The 20,556-nt window shown below is 35.5% G+C and carries 17 protein-coding genes and 1 riboswitch; of the genes, 14 read left to right on the top strand and 3 right to left on the bottom strand.

Going from position 1 to position 20,556, the window contains the following annotated elements:
* The first annotated feature begins 8 nt into the window (after window positions 1-8).
* From IGJ55_RS09690 to IGJ55_RS09630, 13 genes are all read left to right on the top strand, one after another.
* Entirely contained in the window at window positions 9-1,415 is a 1,407-nt protein-coding gene (locus IGJ55_RS09690) for a replication initiation and membrane attachment family protein (RefSeq protein ID WP_430606254.1), read from the top strand.
* Window positions 1,415-2,344 (top strand): primosomal protein DnaI, encoded by a 930-nt coding sequence (dnaI, locus tag IGJ55_RS09685; RefSeq protein ID WP_069639979.1) that lies wholly within the window; start codon window positions 1,415-1,417, stop codon window positions 2,342-2,344. Before IGJ55_RS09690 ends, dnaI begins: the two co-directional genes overlap by 1 nt.
* A gap of 164 nt (window positions 2,345-2,508) precedes the next feature.
* Complete coding sequence (locus IGJ55_RS09680; RefSeq protein ID WP_430606253.1) at window positions 2,509-2,979, top strand: hypothetical protein; 471 nt, start codon at window positions 2,509-2,511, stop codon at window positions 2,977-2,979.
* A 158-nt stretch (window positions 2,980-3,137) separates the two neighbouring features.
* Window positions 3,138-3,308: riboswitch (M-box (ykoK) riboswitch) on the top strand.
* 262 nt (window positions 3,309-3,570) lie between these two features.
* Window positions 3,571-4,236 carry an MgtC/SapB family protein gene (locus IGJ55_RS09675; RefSeq protein WP_207121882.1) on the top strand — a complete coding sequence of 222 codons (666 nt, stop codon included), beginning with the start codon at window positions 3,571-3,573 and terminating at the stop codon, window positions 4,234-4,236.
* A gap of 32 nt (window positions 4,237-4,268) precedes the next feature.
* Window positions 4,269-4,766, top strand: a complete 498-nt coding sequence (locus tag IGJ55_RS09670) for a GNAT family N-acetyltransferase (RefSeq protein ID WP_430608152.1) — start codon at window positions 4,269-4,271, stop codon at window positions 4,764-4,766.
* Window positions 4,767-4,999: 233 nt separating this feature from the next.
* Window positions 5,000-7,660 carry a magnesium-translocating P-type ATPase gene (gene mgtA / locus IGJ55_RS09665; protein WP_430606250.1) on the top strand — a complete coding sequence of 887 codons (2,661 nt, stop codon included), beginning with the start codon at window positions 5,000-5,002 and terminating at the stop codon, window positions 7,658-7,660.
* A gap of 177 nt (window positions 7,661-7,837) precedes the next feature.
* Entirely contained in the window at window positions 7,838-8,572 is a 735-nt protein-coding gene (locus IGJ55_RS09660; RefSeq protein WP_069639984.1) for a LytR/AlgR family response regulator transcription factor, read from the top strand.
* Between the two features lie 129 nt (window positions 8,573-8,701).
* A complete protein-coding gene (locus tag IGJ55_RS09655; RefSeq protein WP_069639985.1) occupies window positions 8,702-9,928 on the top strand; it encodes a GHKL domain-containing protein in 1,227 nt (408 codons plus the stop codon).
* A gap of 84 nt (window positions 9,929-10,012) precedes the next feature.
* Entirely contained in the window at window positions 10,013-10,711 is a 699-nt protein-coding gene (locus IGJ55_RS09650) for a YhfC family glutamic-type intramembrane protease (protein WP_069639986.1), read from the top strand.
* Entirely contained in the window at window positions 10,708-11,097 is a 390-nt protein-coding gene (locus tag IGJ55_RS09645) for a DUF3887 domain-containing protein (RefSeq protein ID WP_069639987.1), read from the top strand. The genes IGJ55_RS09650 and IGJ55_RS09645 overlap by 4 nt, the downstream gene beginning before the upstream one ends.
* A 714-nt stretch (window positions 11,098-11,811) precedes the next feature.
* Window positions 11,812-14,415 (top strand): ATP-dependent chaperone ClpB, encoded by a 2,604-nt coding sequence (gene clpB / locus IGJ55_RS09640; protein ID WP_429949593.1) that lies wholly within the window; start codon window positions 11,812-11,814, stop codon window positions 14,413-14,415.
* Window positions 14,416-14,538: 123 nt separating this feature from the next.
* Complete coding sequence (locus IGJ55_RS09635; RefSeq protein ID WP_207120553.1) at window positions 14,539-14,979, top strand: MarR family transcriptional regulator; 441 nt, start codon at window positions 14,539-14,541, stop codon at window positions 14,977-14,979.
* Window positions 14,980-15,147: 168 nt separating this feature from the next.
* Window positions 15,148-15,552 carry an organic hydroperoxide resistance protein gene (locus IGJ55_RS09630; RefSeq protein WP_069639990.1) on the top strand — a complete coding sequence of 135 codons (405 nt, stop codon included), beginning with the start codon at window positions 15,148-15,150 and terminating at the stop codon, window positions 15,550-15,552.
* Window positions 15,553-15,833: 281 nt separating this feature from the next.
* Here the strand turns inward: IGJ55_RS09630 and IGJ55_RS09625 are convergent, their stop codons facing one another.
* Genes IGJ55_RS09625 through IGJ55_RS09615 form a run of 3 tightly spaced genes read right to left on the bottom strand, consistent with a single transcriptional unit; the run spans window position 15,834 to window position 18,307 of the window.
* On the bottom strand, window positions 15,834-16,511 hold the full coding sequence (locus IGJ55_RS09625) for a hypothetical protein (protein WP_069639991.1): 678 nt from the start codon (window positions 16,509-16,511) through the stop codon (window positions 15,834-15,836).
* Between the two features lie 42 nt (window positions 16,512-16,553).
* Complete coding sequence (locus IGJ55_RS09620) at window positions 16,554-17,033, bottom strand: nucleoside 2-deoxyribosyltransferase (RefSeq protein ID WP_430606248.1); 480 nt, start codon at window positions 17,031-17,033, stop codon at window positions 16,554-16,556.
* Window positions 17,034-17,086: 53 nt separating this feature from the next.
* Entirely contained in the window at window positions 17,087-18,307 is a 1,221-nt protein-coding gene (locus IGJ55_RS09615; protein WP_430606246.1) for a GNAT family N-acetyltransferase, read from the bottom strand.
* Between the two features lie 317 nt (window positions 18,308-18,624).
* Here IGJ55_RS09615 and lepA point away from each other — a divergent pair, with 317 nt between their 5' ends.
* On the top strand, window positions 18,625-20,460 hold the full coding sequence (lepA, locus tag IGJ55_RS09610) for a translation elongation factor 4 (protein WP_430606245.1): 1,836 nt from the start codon (window positions 18,625-18,627) through the stop codon (window positions 20,458-20,460).
* The last annotated feature ends 96 nt before the right edge of the window (window positions 20,461-20,556 follow it).

Here is a 20,556-nt window from a genome sequence, read left to right as displayed (position 1 = left end):
GTCTTTCCTTGAAAGACAATTGGAAAGAAGTCCATCCTAAAAGTATATTTCAAGCGGCGATTGCTTGTTCGCTTTCTAATCAGGAACAAGAGATATTGACCCTTTTATACCAACCTATTATCGGTGTGGATGCCTTTGGTTTATATCTAACACTGTTATCTGAAGCTGAAAAAACTGGGATTAGTGAGTCGCTGTTTCACGCAGAATTGATTACGATAATGGATAAGAGTATTAAACAAATTCAATTGGCTAGAAAGAAATTAGAAGGCATTGGTTTATTAAGTACTTTTGTAAAAAATGATGCTGAACTGGGGACTTTGTTTTTATATCGTTTGAACCATCCTGAAACAGCAGAACGTTTTTTTAAAGATGAAGTATTATCGCTAACACTTTTAAACAGTGTAGGTCAGCGGAAATTAGATAAATTATTTGATCGGTTCAAACCAAAGTTCATTAATTTGAACGGTTTTGAAGAAATTTCGGTAGGCTTTAAAGATGCTTATCTATTTAAAGAAGAACAAATTGTGGCACAAAGCAACCAATTAAGTCAAATGGAGCAAGCTTTTGAGGATCCCCGTCCAGCACAGAAAATAAGTGCAGTCAGTGAACAATTTGATTGGTCCTATTTTATACAAGGAATCGAAAAACTGGGTATCAAATTACCAGATAATCATGTTGGTTTTAAAGAAGAAGTTTTTGTTTTTCATAATTTATTTGGAATTACAGAACTAGACATGATCGATTTCTGTTCTAAATCATTTGACTATTATACAGGAAAAATTGACACAAAAGAATTTGAGCGTGCGGTCTATAGGACCTATGATCCTGATAAAAAACAAAAACCAAGTCAGTTTCAAAAAAATGAGACAGTTGATTTATCAGCTGAAGATCAACAAACATACCGTTACAATTCATTAAAAATGAATGGCTTTTCAATGCAAGATATTCAGATGATCATGGACAGTGAGAACAATTTTCCGCTAAACTATTTGGAAGCATTGAAAAATGAGCGTGGCGGCTATACGACTCCACAAGAACGCTCTTTAGTTAAATATTTAGTCAGCAAATCAGGCTTGCCAAACAGTGTGATCAATGTCTTGATCAACTATGTTTATAATATTCAAAAGCAACCAACATTGAAAGCCGATTATGTGAATCGAATCGCAAACGAATGGGCTCAAAGTGGCATTTTTTCTCCAGAAAAAGCAATTGATCATGTACGAGAAATTGCTAAAAAAGGCAAAGAACAAAAGCAAACAAGACAGCGCTATGGTCAAAATAATCGACCAATTCGCCAAGAAACATTACCAGATTGGGTTGACAATCCAGTTGAGGAGCAAAAATTATCTAAAGAAGAGCAGGCGCGATTGGATAAAGAAATACAAGATTTCTTAAGCAAAGGAGGCGATAATTAATGGAAGATGTAGGGAAAGAAATGTCAAAAATCATTCAAAACAGAGACATGAACGAACGGTACAATGAGTTAGTTGAAGTTGTATTGAAAGATACGGATGTTCAACAATTTATTCAGGAAAATCGTGAACGTTTGTCAGATGATGATATTCGAAAAAGTTATTCAAAACTATATGAATTTGTTCAAGAAAAACGTAAATATAATTTGAATGATCCAACAATGATCGCACCTGGATATGAGCCAAAACTAACCTTGAATTTCCATTATATCGATGTCACTTATGTGCCGACAGAAGCTCTGATTGCCAAGCAAAAAGAAGATGAAATTCGTAAACGAGTTCGGGCCATGGATATGCCAAAGGATGTGCGAGAAGCGAACCTAAGTAGATTTGATACAGCATCTCAAGGTCGTGCTCAAGCGATGGCCGAAACAATGAAATTTCTAAATGATTACACTTCTAATCCAAAAGAATTTCATAAAGGACTTTATTTACAAGGGACATTTGGTGTAGGGAAATCTTTTCTACTAGGTGCAATTGCCAACAGCTTAGCTGAACGGGGATTCGTTACAACGATTGTTCATTTTCCAACCTTTACTGTCGAAATGAAACAAGCAATCGGCAAAGATATGGTAGGCCCAAAATTGGATGCCGTTAAAAAGTCCCCTGTTTTGATGATTGATGATTTAGGTGCGGAATCAATGACGTCTTGGATTCGAGATGATGTGCTTAGTGTGATTTTACAATATCGGATGCAAGAACAATTAGTGACTTTTTTTTCATCGAATCTAAATTTAAAGGATTTAGAAAAGCACTTGACCGTGACTCAGCGTGGGGAACAAGAGCCGTTGAAGGCTCGTCGAATCATGGAGCGGATTCGTTATTTAGCACAAGAAATTACGATGTCAGGCAATGACCGGAGAAATGGTTAAAGGTGGTCAGACTACTACAGCTTTTATGGAAGCCATGTGGTTGAGATGTAACTCGAAGAGTTCTGTCTCAATCATTTTTTATTTTTTAAGAGAACTAAGGATGATATTAGACTGGAATCAAAAATATAGCTTATAATTAGATATCAATAATGGAGGGATATCCTATGAAAAAAATCACATTAGCAGTGCTAACTATCATTACATTGATTTCTTTAGGAGCATGTACGAAAAATAACCATGATTCTGCAAAAGGAAGTGAAGAAACATCTATGAGTAGTAAACAAAATCAAGTGACAGATGAAACATCTCATAACGTGGAACAAGAACAAGCAAAATCAGTATTTATAGCCACTTTAATGGAAGATGCTAGGAGAAACGAGACGGTAGACAAATCTCTACGTTTGGTTTTAAATGAAGTTGAAGTAATTGAAGATCCAGAAAAAATAATCGGTATGATGAAAAATGATGGCGTAATCTTAAATGTATCAGATGAACAATTGGCAGATGGTATTACTGAAAATGATTTGAAAAAGGGAGATAAAATTCAATTTACCTTAGTTGGTTTACCTGCCATGACAATGTCGATCCCACCTCAAGTAGTTGGTAATTCAGTAGTCAAAGTTGAAAAAAATTAATCTATCAAAAATCACTGTTAAAAACGCACTATTCAAGTATTTTTTGACAGTGATTTTTTGATTTTGTAGTGAAACGATCATTGCTTATTCAAAAAATAAACGAAAAAACATTGACATTTGTTTTGTGATGGTGGTATAGTTCTTTCTGTAAGACAACTAAATAGATTTGTTAGGTGAGGCTCCTATACAAACATAGGCTACTGCCCAAAAACATCGAGAGATGCCAATGGGTAGAACAGGGATTGTCGATTACAAGGCTTTTCATAAGGTAGCTAAAAGCTCTGCTTTTTACGTTGTATAGTGCCAAAACTCAACGATTAGATCATGCAGGCTTTTTTTTGTACGCCTATTTATGACCTTCCGCTGAGTTTTTGGCGGAAGGTTTTTTGCTGTGAAACACTGCGATTGCCATTGGCAGAGCAGATGTTGAACAGTACTTGTCGATCGAAGAGAGAGAAGTGCCCGACGTACTGAAACCCAACGATTGCCATTAGCAGAGCAGATGTTGAACAGTACTTGTCGATCGAAGAGAGGGACGTAACGAGCTGAAAACAAACAAACCGAAGAAAGGAGAAAGCCTATGCATTTTTAATTAATATTGTTGCGAGTATCTTTGCAGGAATGATCATCGGTGCGGAAAGACAATGGCGAAAAAAGTTGGCTGGTATGAGAACGATGACTTTGGTAACGTTTGGTTCATGTCAGTTCGTTTCGCTATCATCGCTGATTCAAGATGACAATAGTCCAACACGAATTGCGGCTCAAGTCGTCAGTGGTATTGGGTTTCTTGCCGGGGGAGTGATTTTACGAGAAGGATTTAGCGTAACTGGCATCAATACCGCAGCAACATTATGGTGTTCAGCAGCTGTGGGCAGTATGATTGGTGCTGGATTTGTAACAGAAGGCGTAGTTTGTGCTGTTATCTTAATGTTAGTGAACATCCTGTTGAGAAATTTATCTTTCAAAATAGATGATTATACAGTTCAAAGAGAAGACGATCAAACAGAGACAATTCATTATCTTTCTGTTATTGCTAGTAACAGCAGTGAAGTCATGCTTAGAACTGAGATTATCCAGTTGTTAGATAAGTACTGTCTAACATTCACTAAATTTTCTTGTACAGATTTAGCTGGAAAAAAAGTCCGGTTGTTTTTGGAAATTGAGGCTACAAGAAATGGTAGTCTAGCAATCAATACGATTATTTCTGAGTTGTCTCAGCTTTCAGAAGTTATAGAAATCAATCAAATGACTAACTAAAAGAACGGAGGAATCAAGATGGTAAAACAGTGATGGTTAAAATTATCAATTGGAATAGTGAAGCCTATTGGGCAGGAGTCCAATTAAGAAACGAATTGCTTAAGTCTAGTGCTGGTAAAGAATGGATCAAAGAGTTGCCTTTGAACGAAGAAAAAGATATTCATATGACAGCTATGATCGAAGGAAATGTTGTGGGAACATTAATTCTTTCAAAAAAGAGTAGAACAATAGGGCAAATCAAACAAGTAGCTATTAATGAAGTGCATCAAGGCTTTGGTATTGGAAAAAAATTACTTGAATTTGCTGAAAAAGTAGCAGAACTTATGGGGTGCCAAATCATAATTCTAAACGGGCGTATGCAGGCTTGGGGTTTTTATGAACATTTTGGATATCAAAGTATAGGACAAGCCTATAATGACGGAAATGTCGTCTTAAAAACATTTGAGAAAAGAATCTACACTAATAAGAAAATCGAATTATTTAAATTTATTAGATATATAACGCTAAAGGAGATGGAAACAAATGGATGACAGTAGTCAGATGATCAAGGACCTTTGTAAAAAGAACCCTGTTTTTAAAGAAGATAAGTTTATTATTGTCTATTTGTTTCTAGGGCAGTTCAGAAACTTACTCCGATAAGCATACCTCTTTTTCCATTGGTCCGATTCTTAAAAGATTGAATATCTGAGCATTGAGATAACTTAAATCGCTATGCGATCATCTATTATCTCATTGGTAAGAGTTTAGAAAGAAGGAAAAACAAATGGAAAAAAGAATAACATTAACTAAAGAAAAGAACCAATCTTATGAATATTTTGCAAGAAATTCAGCAGAAAATATCGTAACCTATTTCAATTCTTCAAAGCGAGGACTAACACATCAACAAGCAGTCTTATCGAGAGAAACGTTTGGGGAAAACATTATCTCACATGGTAAAAAAACGCCTCTGATTGTTCAAATAATCAAAGCTTATTTTACACCCTTCACAATCGTTTTACTCACGTTGGCAATCATCTCATTTATCACTGATTATGTGATTGCACCACCTGAAGATCGTGATCTCATCGGTGTCTTGATTATTTTAGCAATGGTTTTGATCAGTGGTACAATGACACTAATTCAATCGGTTAAATCAAATCAAGCGGCTGAAAAATTGAACAATTTGGTCAAGGTTACAGCCACTGTTGTTCGTAGAAAACAGACAGTAGAGCTTCCAATCGAAGAAATTGTTTGCGGTGATATCATAAAATTATCAGCAGGAGATATGATTCCAGCCGATATTCGTTTAACGAAAACGAAAGATTTATTCGTTTCACAATCAGCTATGACAGGGGAAAGTTACCCTGTAGAAAAAAGAGCAGACTATAAACTAAAAGCAGGCAGTTCAGAAACAGAATATGAAAATATTGTATTTATGGGCAGTAATGTAATTAGTGGTAGTGCTGAAGGTATAGTTGTTTCTGTGGGAGATGATACACTTTTTGGTAAAGTGGCGCAAGATGTTTCTGATAAAAATCCTCAAACGAATTTTGAATTAGGTATTAGTAAAACTTCGTGGTTATTGATTCGTTTTATGTTAGTCATGGCACCAGCTGTTTTTTTAATCAATGGTTTAACAAAAGGAGATTGGTTTGACGCCTTTCTTTTCGGGTTATCAGTAGCAGTTGGACTAACACCTGAAATGTTGCCAATGATCGTGACAACCAATCTTGTCAAAGGGGCTTCAAGAATGGCCAAAAAAGGAACGATCATAAAAAATCTAAATGCTATTCAAAATTTTGGTGCAATCGATGTTTTGTGTACAGATAAAACAGGAACATTAACGCAAGATAAAATTATCTTAGAATATCATTTAGATTGTGATGGAAAAGAAGACAATCGCGTATTACGCCATGCTTTTTTTAATAGTTATTATCAAACTGGATTGAAAAATTTAATGGATGTCGCTATTATTGATGCAGCAAAAACTGAACTTTCAATCGATTCCTCTGAGTATCGAAAAGTAGATGAAATTCCTTTTGATTTTAAACGTCGTCGTATGAGTGTCGTGATTGAAGACAATACTGGAAAAACGCAAATGATCACAAAGGGTGCTGTTGAAGAAATGCTGGAAATTTCTAGCTATGTTGACTATCAAGGCGTAGTAACACCTTTAACAGAAGAGCTGAAAAAAGAGCTATTAAAAACAGTTGAAGAATTAAACGAGGACGGTTTACGTGTACTTGCTGTTTCCCAAAAAACAAATCCTGCAACAATCGATGAATTTTCTGTCTCAGATGAAAATGAAATGGTTTTGATCGGCTATCTTGCCTTTCTTGATCCACCCAAAGAGACGACTAAAGTTGCATTAGAAGCACTAAAAAATCACGGAGTAGGGGTCAAAGTCTTAACCGGTGATAATGCATTAGTAACAAAATCAGTGAGTAAGCAGGTTGGATTAGCCCATGAAGAGTTGATCTCTGGAAGCGAAATCGCACGAATGAATGATTCTGAACTAAAAATGATTGCAGAAAAATATAATATTTTTGTGAAATTAACCCCGCAACAAAAAACAAGAATCGTTCAAGTTCTAAGAGAGTCAGGTCATACTGTTGGGTTCATGGGAGATGGGATTAATGATGCACCAGCAATGAAAGAAGCAGATGTTGGCATCTCTGTTGATACGGCTGTTGATATTGCAAAAGAATCGGCAGATGTCATCTTGCTAGAAAAGGATTTGATGATCCTTGAACGTGGTTTATTAGCAGGGAGAACTACATTTGGAAACATCATGAAATATGTTAAAATGACAGCTAGTTCAAACTTTGGTAATATGTTTTCGGTGGTAGTTGCTAGTATCTTTTTACCATTTTTACCAATGCTACCGTTACAATTGCTGTTTTTGAATTTGATTTATGATATTTCTTGTATGTCGATTCCTTGGGATCACGTTGATGATGACTATTTAGAAAAACCCAAAAAATGGGATGCATCGAAAATCGGTTCCTTCATGAAATGGTTAGGACCAACTAGTTCAGTCTTTGACATTACGACTTACTTATTAATGTATTTCGTTATCTGTCCCCAATTAGTTGGCGGAAATTATCATGATTTAGCACCAGCCCAACAAGCAACCTTTATTGCCATTTTCCATGCAGGGTGGTTTGTTGAATCACTTTGGTCACAAACATTGGTGATTCATACCTTGCGTACACCTAAGATTCCATTTTTACAAAGTCGCGCATCATTTATTCTAACGACAATTACTTCATTAGGGATTGCGGTCGGGACAATTTTGCCCTTTACAGGCTTTGGAGAAAGTTTAGGCTTAACAGGATTGCCATTAAATTATTTCGCTTGGCTAGGTTTAACAATAGTAAGTTATTTGCTATTGGTTATGGTCGTAAAAAAAATCTATGTGAAGCGTTTTGGGGAATTATTATAGTAAGAACGATTTTATGAGTGAAGATTTTTGCTAAATAAATGCAGGGAGGAAATGGTTACTAAATTTTCCTCTCTGTTTTTATTTTGTTTATCTTGCGCTGTTTTTTTATAAAAAAGCTAGTATAATTGAATTAGTTTGAAAAAATTATAGCGTTGATTGATCGAGGGGTGAGAATAGATGAGTATTTTTGTTTTGGAAGATGATGTTATTCAGGCACAAGCGTTAAAGCGCATCATAACCGACATTTGTGAGGAAAAAAATGTTAGTTATGAGTTTATATTTGTTACCAAAAAAGGCGAACAAATCTTAGAACAGATCCCCAACTCAATATCGCCAAACATTTATTTTCTCGATATCGAGATCAAAAAGTCTGTATATAATGGATTTGAGGTTGCTAAGAAAATTCGTATGATTGATGATACAGGATTAATTGTTTTTATAACGACACATTCAGAATTTGCTCCGATATCCTATCAATATATGGTTTCTGCCTTGGCCTTTATAGAAAAAATGACTGAACCAGCAATTTTGAAAGAAGAAATCGAAAAATGTCTGATTAAATATCAGGAGTTGAATCAAAAACAAGTGATCGATGATTATTTGATCGTTAGTAACAGTCATGCAACAATAAAAGTACCTGTTTCAGATTTCTATTACGCAATGACGACAGATGCGCATCGCTTAGCCCTTTTCACCCAACAACGATCGCTGCGCTTTTATGGTGAACTGAAAGAAATCGAAACCAGCAAGAGTCAATTTATGCGTTGTCATCAATCTTATGTTGTTAATTTAGATAAAATTGGGGAAATAGATCATACTCAACGGGAATTGATTTTATCTAATGGAATGAAAATTCCAGTTTCAAGACGAATGTTGAAATCAGTGTGTGATCACTGGATAACAGGTTTGTAAAAAATCGAGAATGGTTGGTCAATGGTTATGGGGATAATAATAAGTACAAGTTTAGTAATAGGATTCGTTTATTTTATATTTTATTTAGAGTTGATCAATAGCAAAATAGCTTGGAGCAGACTGTTTATCTTGAATACTATTTTGACAATTGTAACAGGCTTTTTTAATAGTAGTGGATACAATATCTATTCAGTCGTTACTATTTTTTTACTATTGTTTTACTTAGGGGTAAGGCAAAAGCAACATAAACTATCTATCGTTGAAAATATATATTTTTCTGGGGTAACGGTCTTTTTGATTACTTTTTTACAAAGTGAATTGAATAAAATCTTTACGTGGTTATTAATCTATTCTCAATTTCCAACCTATTTTTCAAGTTTTATAGTCCTCCCATTGGTTGTTGCTTTGTTTATGTTTTGCTTAATCATGATACTCCGAAAGAAAATCAGCCGAGTATTTGCTTATTTGGTTGAAAGCCCAATGCTGTATTTAAGTATTGTTTGCATCCTGATTTGTAATTTTTTTCTTTTTATGGCATTCAATCCTGCATCATTTTTTTTCCAGCATTATTTTTGGCAGTTTGAGCCATTAGCCTATCCTTTGTTGTTTGTTGCGTTTGGATTGGCACTTTTTTTCTTTTATTATAGTTTTAAATTAACAAATAAGAAACTCTTAGCAAAGCAAAAAGAATCTGAATATTATGAGATGAAGCAATATACAGAGAAGTTGGAAATCTTACACGAAGAATTGGCGACTTTTCGTCACGATTATTCGAACGTGCTTCTTTCTCTAGAGGAAAGTATCCGTTCAAAAGATTTAGATTCGATTCAGCAGGTGTATTATGAAGTAATCAAACCAACTTCAAAGATTATTTCTAATAAAGAACTTGAATTGACTAAATTAACGAAAATAAAAATTGTTGAAATCAAAAGTGTGTTGAGTGTCAAAGTTATAGATGCTTGTCAAAAAAACTTGAATGTCACAGTGGATATACCAGAAGAAATAACAGAAATTTATATTGATCTGCTTGATTTTATCAGAAGTATTTCAATCGTAGTGGACAATGCTATCGAAGCCGCAGAAGCATCTGATGAGAGAGAATTGATCATTGCGTTTTTTGAAGTAGAAGACAATCAGATTTTTGTCGCAAAAAATAGTTGTCCAAAAAATATTCTGCCGATTGATCAAATGTTTCGCAAATCTAAATCCAGCAAAGAAAGTAAGTGGAATCAAAGAGGTTATGGACTATTTTCCTTAGAGCAAATAGTTAATCACTCGCCAAATTTAATGATAGAAACATGTATAGAGCACCCTTATTTGATTCAAACATTGAAACTCAATAAAAACCACTTGTGAACGAAAAAGAACCACTTGTGAACAGAACTATTACAGAATGCGCACCAAGATGTATACTTTTATTGAAGAAGTACATGAAAAGAGGTGAGTGAACTGTTTAGTGCTGTGATAGCGTTAAGTGTGGGTGGGATTCTTCCAATAGTTATCTTGAGCTATTGTTTAGTCAAACGTAGCTATGTAAAAGCGTTTCTTTTAGGTGTTTTGACATTCATAATTTTCCAATTAGTCCTTAGGCTTCCTTTATTACAATTTTTGTCAAAGAATAGTTTAGAATTCAATCTTTTTCAAACGATGCATCCAATTGTTTACCTTCTTTTTCTAGCTTTTACTGCTGGACTTTTTGAAGAAGTGGGTCGATATGTCATGATGAACTATTGTTTAAAAGCGTATGCTTCTTTTCAAACAGCTGTATTTTTTGGTCTAGGGCATGGCGGAATTGAAGCGTTTTTATTTTTAGGGATGAACGCTCTCATTTATTTAATAAGTCCAGTGCATCCAGAGATTGCAACTAGTGACTTTTTGTGGGGGAGTTTAGAAAGAATAATTGCAATAACTTTCCATGTAGAATTATCAATAATTGTAATGAAAAGTGTTGAAGAACAAAAGCTTCACTATCTTTGGTTTGCAATAGTTTTACACGGACTGATTGATTCAGTGATTGCGATTGCACAATATTCTGGGAGTCTATCACTCATCTTAACGGAAAGCCTTTTTGGCATCATTGTGATAGGCTTAGGTTTTTATGTTAGAAAATTAAAAAAAGAGTGGAGTGTCCTAAAATGAAAAAAGTCTTATCATCAGTAATCACGATCCTTATTGGAATGACGATCTTAACCGCTTGCGGAGAAAAAGTCGATCAAGAGACTTCAAATAAAATGACAGCTAAAGCTGAGGAAATTGTAACATTGATCAATGATGGGAATTATGATAAAGCTAGTGAATCCTTTTCTGATAAAATGCTAGAACAATTGAATAGAGCGGATTTTGAGAAAGCTATTGCACCAGTTCTTGAAAAATCAGGACCGTTTGAAACAGTTGATAAAAGTACTGTTGAAAAGAAAGACAATTTTTATGTGGTTGTTTTAGTTGCCAAATATGAAAAAGAGAAAAGAGTCTTTACAATCTCGATCAATGAAAAAGAAAAAATAGAAGGTTTTTTTATTAAATAAAAAAGATCATATTAATAGATGAAGAAGGAGTAAAGCGTGTTAGACTTTATACCTTCTTCTTTTGTTTGAGCGATAATAATAGTTGCGAAAAAATGAATAAGTTGTATGATAAAATTAAGTAGAAACATTGGTCAAAATTCAATGGTTTTTATTTGACCTTTATTGACCAAATGAGTATAATAAATTCATAAGGTCAAAATTAATCAGACTTTAGACTTTGAATAAATAGTACAAAAGACCTACTGTCTTTTTGATAAATTAGGGATACTATTTAGAGAGTGGAGATTGATAGATATTTTTTCCTGTCAAAGCTGGACAAGCTTGTTCCACTTTACATTATCTAGCTGCGCGGGCTAGCTCTTCGGAAAAAAGATAAAATATAAATGAGGCAAAAAGCACCTCAGTTATATTTTCCTATTTTTCTGTCAGAGCTGGATGAGCTCGCTGCGCTTTAACATTATCTAGCTGCACAAATCAGTTCCTATGAAAATAGACAAATTACCAGTGAAACAAAGAACGTTTCAATGTTAATTTCCTAATTTTCTACAGGATTAACCGATTTGTTCCGCTTTTAACGCTATCTAGCTTCGCAGGCTAGCTCCTCAGAAAAAAGATAAAAATAGAATGTGACAAAAAACGTCACAGTCGATTTTTCCTATTTTTCAGTCGGAGCTAAGTGAGCCTGTTCAGCTTTTAAATTTAGGAGGTAATTCTATGAACATCGAAAAAATGACAACGACATTACAAGAGGCTATTGCTGAGGCGCAACAGGTTGCGGTTACTCGTCATCATCAGGAAATCGATATTGCTCATTTATGGAAGATTTTTTTACAGCCAAATCATTTTGGTCGTAATTTTTATACAGATGCTGGCGTTGATGTAGAAGCATTTGAACGTGAAATAGATCAAGCAATCGACGAATATCCAAGTATACAAGGCAGCAATGTTCAATATGGTCAAAGTATGAGTCAAAATCTGTTCAACTTATTAGCTGAAGCAGATAAGCTACGTGAATCATTTCAAGATGAATTTTTAGCAACAGAAATCGTGATTTTAGCATTGATGAAACTAAAAAATTATCGTTTGACTAAATATCTAACAAGTCAAGGAATCACTGAAAAAGAACTACACAAAAATATCGAAGACATGAGAGGGGGAGATCGTGTGACTTCTCAAAATCAAGAAGAACAATACAAAGCATTAGAAAAATATGGGGTAGATTTAGTCCAACAAGTGAAAAGCGGCAATCAAGATCCTATTATCGGTCGTGACGAAGAAATTCGTGATGTCGTTCGGATTCTTTCTCGTAAAACAAAAAATAACCCTGTTTTGATCGGTGAACCAGGTGTGGGTAAAACAGCAATCGTAGAAGGATTGGCACAACGAATCGTCCGTAAAGATGTGCCTGAAAATTTAAAAGACAAAACAATCTTTTCTTTAGATATGGGGGCATTGATCGCTGGCGCTAAATTCCGTGGTGAATTTGAAGAACGTCTAAAAGCAGTCTTAAAAGAAGTGAAGAAAAGTGAAGGACGCATTATCCTATTCATCGATGAAATTCATAATATTGTTGGTGCTGGTAAAACAGAGGGTAGTATGGACGCTGGTAATTTATTAAAACCAATGTTGGCTCGTGGAGAACTACATTTGATTGGTGCCACAACATTAGATGAATATCGTCAATACATGGAAAAAGATAAAGCATTAGAACGTCGTTTCCAAAAAGTTCTAGTAAAAGAACCAACTGTTGAAGACACAATTAGTATTTTACGTGGCTTAAAAGAACGTTTTGAAATCCATCATAGCGTAAATATCCACGATAATGCCTTAGTCGCAGCTGCAACTTTGTCAGATCGTTATATCACGGATCGCTTTTTACCAGATAAAGCCATTGATTTAGTTGATGAAGCGAGTGCAACGATCCGGGTTGAAATGAATTCTATGCCAACTGAACTCGACCAAGTAACACGTCGATTGATGCAATTAGAGATCGAAGAAGCAGCTTTGAAAAAAGAATCCGATGATGCTAGCAAAAAACGATTGAACGCATTGCAAGAAGAATTAGCAGATCTTCGTGAAGAAGCCAATGCGATGAAGATGCAATGGGAGACTGAAAAAGAAGAAGTCAATGCTGTCAGCAACAAGCGTGGCGAAATTGATAAAGCTAAACATGAACTTGAAGATGCCGAAAACAATTATGACTTAGAAAGAGCAGCTGTACTCCGCCATGGAACGATTCCTCAATTAGAAGAGGAACTAAAAGTACTTGAAGCTAAAAATGCGAAAGACAATGTACGCATGGTACAAGAAGCGGTGACTGAAAATGAAATTGCTCAAGTGGTTGGCCGTTTAACAGGTATTCCGGTAACAAAACTAGTTGAAGGCGAACGTGAAAAACTAATGAAATTAAATGAAACCCTTCATAAACGTGTTATTGGGCAAGATGAAGCAGTAGATGCTGTTAGCGATGCTGTGATTCGTTCACGTGCTGGTTTACAAGATCCGAATCGGCCATTAGGTTCCTTCTTATTCTTAGGACCAACAGGTGTTGGGAAAACAGAACTTGCTAAAGCTTTAGCAGAAGATCTGTTCGATTCGGAAGATCATATGGTTCGAATCGATATGAGTGAGTATATGGAAAAACACAGTGTATCTCGTTTAGTCGGAGCACCTCCAGGCTACATCGGTTACGAAGAAGGCGGTCAATTAACAGAAGCCGTTCGTCGAAACCCTTATACAATTGTTTTATTAGATGAAATCGAAAAAGCACATCCAGATGTGTTCAACATTTTACTCCAAGTATTAGATGATGGTCGCCTGACTGATTCTAAGGGACGGGTCGTTGATTTCAAGAATACTGTTTTGATTATGACAAGTAACATTGGCTCGCAACTATTACTTGAAGGTGTAACGTCAGAAGGGACAATACCAGAAGAAGTTGAAGAACAAGTAATGACGATTTTAAGAGGCAACTTTAAACCAGAATTTTTAAATAGAATCGATGATACAATCTTATTCACACCGCTAAGCTTAGAAAATGTCAAAGGCATTATCGGCAAAATGACAGCTCAATTAGCGAAACGTTTAGAGCATCAAGAAATTGAATTAGTCATTTCTGATGAGGCAAAAACCTGGATCGCAGAGAGTGGTTATGATCCAGCATATGGTGCACGCCCATTGAAACGGTTCATTACAAAAGAAGTTGAAACACCTTTAGCAAAAGAAATCGTTTCAGGACGAGTATTGCCAAAAACAAAAGTAACGATTAGTTTATTGAATGAACAATTGGTGTTTAAAAATGAACCGATAGAAGAATAAATTGGAAATTGAGGTAGCTTTTTGTAAAGCTATCTCAATTTTTTTAAAGTACAAAAAATTGATTTTAAAACCGATATTGTGTAGAATCTAACTATTATATCAACAATTTAAAAGAGGGATCCAGTGGATAAAAAAAGTAGAAGATTAGAAGAACAGCTGTGTTTTTCTTTACAAACAGCCTCAAAACAATTCAATAGAATGTATGCAAAGGCGTTGAAGCCATTTCATTTAACCTATCCCCAATATTTAGTATTGCTCGTTTTGTGGGAATACTCAGATCAAAGAATCTCGGATATTGGTGAAAAACTAGCGCTTGATACAGGAACATTGACGCCCATGCTGAAAAGAATGGAAAAAAATGGGTACATTCATCGCGATCGATTGCCAGAAGATGAGCGAATCGTGATCATTTCGCTTTCAGAAAAAGCGAGTCTATTAGAAATGGAGATTTATGATCAAGTAGAAGGGTGTTTAAATCAACTTGATTTTGATGAAAAAGATTATTTTTTATTGATTGAACAAATCAACTCTCTAAGTAAACAAATTGGTGAAATCAATCATTAGTATATGAACCAAAAGGCTTCAAAAAGAGTGAATTGTTCCAATGCCAACTTTTTGAAGTTTTTAGTAACTGTAATTTTTTTGAAGCAAACTATTGTACATCGTTATAAATGTTGTGTACAATTTAATTGTACGATGCGGTTATGATAATAGGAATTGGAGGAAAAAATCATGAAAAAAATCTATTCAACAACAATCATCAATACAGGCGGAAGAGAAGGGGAAGTTTTCTCACCAGACAAATCTTTTAGTTATCAAGTGACATCTCCTGGTCCACACCAAGAAAATAAAACAAATCCGGAACAATTATTTGCAGCAGCTTACAGTTCTTGCTTCAATAGTGCATTGGAACTTGTAATGGCACAAAAACAGATCACCTCTAAAAGTACTGTGAAGGCGACTGTCTCACTATTTAGTGATGAACAATCTGGGTTTCAAGTTGGCGTCGTGTTATCAGTAAAAATCGATGATGTTGATCGTGAAACAGCTGAAGAATTAGTCAAAGCGGCTCATGAAGTGTGTCCCTATTCAAAAGCAACTAGAGGTAATATTTCTGTTGAGTTAGAAGTAGAATAACTGTAAGGGCTGCTTTTTGACCACTCTTAAGTCGAATTTTAGGAGAGGTTGGGACAGGAGTGTTTAATCCCGAGAAATAAGCTGAAATTCACGGAAATTGCTCTTCAAATTTTTGTGAATTTCAGCTTATTTCCGAAACCTTCAAATCTTAGTGCTTTAGCACTTAGAATTTGATGTGATCGAAGCGAAGTGTAGAGATTGCTTCTGTTCCCACCGTTTATACGGATTACTTGGGGCTGAGATATAACTCGAAAAGTTATATCTCAGCCCCCTTTTTCACTTTATTTCTTCACTTTTCTGAAAGCATAAGCTTTAAAATACTCTGGCTTGTGACGTTGTGTAAAGCTATAAACGGTTAAAATCAATGCCCCAATCGTATTTGTGAATAAATCACCCATCGTATCCATCAACGCTTCTCGTCCGATGTAAGGTTGACCAGCTTCTGTCATATAACGTTGTAAATTCATATTTCCAAGTGAATCACAAAGAAACTCCCAAAACTCCCAAAAAACACCAGCTAGACCAGCAAAAGCAAAGCCCATAATAATAAATAACCAAGGACTGACTTTAGTAAAATCGGCATCACGAAGGCAATAACCAATGATAGCATACCCCACAGCTACTAGTAGAATCGGACTGACGGCGTGCAATATTTTATCCCAAAAGGGGACAATAATAATCAAACGTAAACCAGTCCCAAGAAAAACTGCGATCCAAATGAAAAACCAATAATAAAGACGGACCATTTTTGGGAAAACCAGTCCAGTAAATTTTGTAAACACAAAGGGTAAGAAAATTACCGCAATTCCGGCAATCATTTCAACAGTCAATAGCACATATTGTTCTGTTGGTTGCACTATAAAAGTTTTGACGATGTTGACGAGTAATGTAATAAAACCAAATGCTAATAAAAAATAAAAAGCACTTTTTTCTTGTTTATCCTCAAAGTCTAATTTCATATAAAAGCCTCCGCTATTTGTATTTTAAATCATGTCGTTCAATTATTTGGCTAATTGTTTTTTTATTAAGGCTAAGAAATCTTGCTCATTAGTTACAACGGAACCATTTAATTTTATTAAGCCGACTGTATATAAATTAAGATAATGAAATTGATTTTCAGCTATATCTCCTAAAGCTTGCAATTTTTTTTGATTGTCAGCACCTTGTTGGCGAGTATCTGTATATAGACCAATCATTGGAATGTTTTTGGCATACGCAACACCAATTTCAGAAGCAACGCCTGCATCGATCGTAAGCCCATCTAAAACGGCTATCAGTAGGTCACTTTCTAGTACTTTTTCAGTATCGGCTAGTGCAATCATCTTACTATCAGCATAAGCTGTCTTATCATTGATCGCGCCATTTTCTTGTGGTAAGTAGACCTCAATTGAATCAGCTAAGTCACGAATTTTTTTAACCAAGTATTCGTTATAAAGTAAGTCTGCTTTTGCAAACATCGGTCCAGCAAAATAGATTTTCATGTGCAATTTCCTCCAGCAAAATTTTTTTCACATTATTGAGTTAATGAGACCAATCAAAAATAATCACTAAAGTAAGCTTCTTGATCGGGTAAAATCCGTTCCAAAGAATTCAAGGTTTCTTTATCTGTCGCTAGGCGCTCGATACGATGCAAGTAAGAAGGTCTCCGATAATTCATCAATAAACAAGTCAAAGTTTGGATATCGATATGCACAGCTTGTCCTAGCGGTTCGTCTGTTATAGAAACCTGATCATCTTCATCCCATAATAAACTAAAGACACCGTTATTCCATTCCGCAATGGGATCATTCACTACAAAATGAAAAGGTTTTGCCGTACTGCTATAAGGGTAAGCCAATAACATTTCCTTTACATCAACGATCCTAGCCATGTAGTAGGGTTCAATCGTTTCTTTGATTTGACTGTCTTCTAATAAAAAGGCTAATGGTTCATTTTTGTAAATATCGCCTTCAACCCAATCGATCATTGAAAAATGAGCTGCAATGAAATTCCATAAACCCTTGCGTGCTTCCTGATTGATGGCAAACATTTCTTTGATGTGAAAAACATCTTCAGCGACCCAGTAAAAAAGGACGCCTAAGGGTTCTTGGTTTGCACCATAATAGATGGCGGCAGTTCGTTCATCTTCATTTTCAAAGCGCCAGTATTCTTCCCAGTTAAATTCGCTGCGAATCAAGGCACCATGATTTTGCCTGGCAAATTTTGCATAGACAGTAAAGACATCTTCATGACTGACACTTACACGTTCTACCATCCCTGGCATGTTAACTTGTCTTGGTAACTGCGTATCACGAATTCTGAAAGACAACTTATCAGACATGATTTCCCAGCCTTTTCGACGGTAATAAGGAATATTATAAGGATACAAATAAGAAATCCATTGTTTATCTTCTCGCATATTTTTTAGTGCGAGATGAATCAAATCCTGCATCAAGCCATGATTGGCATATTCTGGATAAGTTCCAACACCGGTAATTCCGCCCATTTTGAAAAGTGAACCGTGAATATTGACCTCACAAGGATAAATTGCTATTTGAGAAATGAGTTGATTATCATAAAACCAACCAAAAACTTTTGACTGTTCTAAAATCGGCTGTTTTGATTTGATCAGTTCCTTTTTACTTTCATAGCCACTTTCTTCTAAATCAGCTTCAGTAAATTGAAAGACATAGCTTAACAATTCATTGAATTGATCAACATATTTTTCGTCGACAACTTTTAATTCTAAATTATCTTTGAACTCTTTTTGGTCCATTTTTCCATCTCCAATTAGTTTTTCTAAGACTAGTATATCAAAAAAAGTCGAATAAATAGAGTAATACTTACTAAAAAATGGTAAAGAGCGATTAAATGTTTGTCTATTATGGATTCATTTGCTTTGTTGTAAAATGATGAAAGAGATCATGAGATAATTAAAAGCCACATGGAAGCACAGGAAAGTTCTTTAATTCTAGTGGAAATCTTGCTATAATGGGTAGTGCTGATTGAAAATGATCTGAGCGATGAGCGAATAAATCATTGAATGAAATCACAAGCTCATACAGCTTTTCATAAAAGAAATGAGGACTATTAATGAAAATAAATGAAATGAAGCAACGACAAGAGAAAATTCGTAATTTTTCCATTATTGCTCATATTGACCATGGAAAATCCACACTAGCTGATCGGATTTTACAAAAAACTGAAACTGTTTCGGATCGTGAAATGCAGGACCAATTACTCGATGCGATGGATTTAGAAAGAGAACGTGGGATTACAATCAAATTGAATGCTGTTGAATTAACCTACACAGCAAAAGATGGGGAAGATTATATCTTTCATTTGATTGACACTCCTGGACATGTGGATTTTACGTATGAAGTATCAAGAAGTTTAGCAGCTTGTGAAGGTGCGATTTTAGTCGTTGATGCAGCGCAAGGTATCGAAGCGCAAACGTTGGCAAATGTTTATTTAGCCTTGGATAATGATTTGGAAATTATTCCAGTGATCAATAAAATCGATTTACCTGCAGCAGATCCAGAGCGTGTCCGCACAGAAATCGAGGATGTAATCGGGATCGATGCCAGTTATGCAGTTTTAGCTAGTGCCAAAGCGGGGATTGGGATTGAGGATATTTTAGAACAAATCGTTGATTTGGTTCCAGCGCCGACAGGTGACCTTGAAGCACCTTTGAAAGCGTTGATTTTTGATTCTGTTTATGACAGCTATCGTGGGGTTATTTTGAATGTACGGATCATGGATGGCGTTGTCAAGCCTGGTGATAAGATCATGATGATGAATAATAACAAAACGTTTGAAGTAACAGATGTAGGGATCTTTTCACCAAAACCAATCAGTCGTGATTTTCTAATGGTTGGTGACGTGGGTTATATTACTGCCGCTATCAAAACAGTTCGCGATACGCAAGTTGGGGATACGGTTACTTTAGCCAATAATCCTGCAAAAGAGGCATTAGCTGGTTATCGTAAAATGAATCCAATGGTTTATTGCGGATTGTACCCAATCGACAATTCGCGTTATGTTGAATTGCGTGAAGCGTTAGAAAAGTTACAATTAAATGATGCTGCGTTGCAATTTGAAGCGGAGTCTTCTCAGGCCTTAGGCTTCGGGTATCGTTGCGGATTTTTAGGCTTGCTGCATATGGATGTTATTCAAGAACGGTTAGAACGAGAATTTAATCTTGATTTGATTACGACAGCGCCGTCCGTAATTTATCATGTGACTAAAACAGACGGGACGAAAATCGTAGTAGATAATCCAGCTGAATTTCCGGATCAAAGCAGTGTTGATTTTGTAGAAGAACCATACGTTAAAGCAACGATCATGGTGCCTAATGAATATGTAGGTGCTGTAATGGAAATCTCACAACGCAAACGTGGTGAATTTGTGACGATGGATTATTTAGATGAATACCGAGTGAACGTTATTTACGATATGCCTTTATCAGAAATCGTATATGATTTCTTTGACCGTTTGAAATCTGGTACAAAAGGCTATGCTTCATTAGACTATGAGATGATTGGTTACCGCAAGAGTAATCTGTCTAAGATGGATATTCTGTTGAATTCAGAGAAAGTCGATGCATTGAGTTTTATTGTGCATAAAGATTTTGCTTTTGAACGTGGCAAAGTAATCGTTGAGAAGTTGAAAAAATTAATTCCACGCCAGCAATTTGAAGTGCCAGTTCAAGCTGCAATCGGTCAAAAAATCACTGCTCGCTCAACAATCAAAGCGTTGCGGAAAAATGTTTTGGCTAAATGTTATGGTGGAGATATTTCACGTAAACGTAAGTTGTTGGAAAAACAAAAAGATGGGAAAAAGCGTATGAAACAAGTTGGATCTGTGGAAGTTCCGCAAGAAGCGTTCATGGCAGTTCTGAAAATGGACGAGGACGAACCGAAGAAATAAAGATAATAATTCCGATAAAATTAAATAAAACGATCGAAAATAGTTGTTGTGATTTTCGGTCGTTTTATTTGTCTTTGATTACTTGATTAAAGTCTC

Origin of the sequence: Enterococcus sp. AZ170 (genome assembly GCF_050545135.1) — a bacterium.
GTDB lineage: Bacteria > Bacillota > Bacilli > Lactobacillales > Enterococcaceae > Enterococcus_L > Enterococcus_L ureilyticus.
This window is presented reverse-complemented; position numbering and strand designations above follow the sequence as displayed.

Bases quoted from the DNA above. Each gene is read 5' to 3' on its own strand.
- dnaI (WP_069639979.1), top strand. From the start codon at position 1,415: ATGGAAGATGTAGGGAAAGAAATGTCAAAAATCATTCAAAACAGAGAC.
- IGJ55_RS09680 (WP_430606253.1), top strand. From the start codon at position 2,509: ATGAAAAAAATCACATTAGCAGTGCTAACTATCATTACATTGATTTCT.
- IGJ55_RS09670 (WP_430608152.1), top strand. From the start codon at position 4,269: ATGGTTAAAATTATCAATTGGAATAGTGAAGCCTATTGGGCAGGAGTC.
- mgtA (WP_430606250.1), top strand. From the start codon at position 5,000: ATGGAAAAAAGAATAACATTAACTAAAGAAAAGAACCAATCTTATGAA.
- IGJ55_RS09660 (WP_069639984.1), top strand. From the start codon at position 7,838: ATGAGTATTTTTGTTTTGGAAGATGATGTTATTCAGGCACAAGCGTTA.
- IGJ55_RS09645 (WP_069639987.1), top strand. From the start codon at position 10,708: ATGAAAAAAGTCTTATCATCAGTAATCACGATCCTTATTGGAATGACG.
- clpB (WP_429949593.1), top strand. From the start codon at position 11,812: ATGAACATCGAAAAAATGACAACGACATTACAAGAGGCTATTGCTGAG.
- IGJ55_RS09630 (WP_069639990.1), top strand. From the start codon at position 15,148: ATGAAAAAAATCTATTCAACAACAATCATCAATACAGGCGGAAGAGAA.
- IGJ55_RS09625 (WP_069639991.1), bottom strand. From the start codon at position 16,511: ATGAAATTAGACTTTGAGGATAAACAAGAAAAAAGTGCTTTTTATTTT.
- IGJ55_RS09620 (WP_430606248.1), bottom strand. From the start codon at position 17,033: ATGAAAATCTATTTTGCTGGACCGATGTTTGCAAAAGCAGACTTACTT.
- IGJ55_RS09615 (WP_430606246.1), bottom strand. From the start codon at position 18,307: ATGGACCAAAAAGAGTTCAAAGATAATTTAGAATTAAAAGTTGTCGAC.
- lepA (WP_430606245.1), top strand. From the start codon at position 18,625: ATGAAAATAAATGAAATGAAGCAACGACAAGAGAAAATTCGTAATTTT.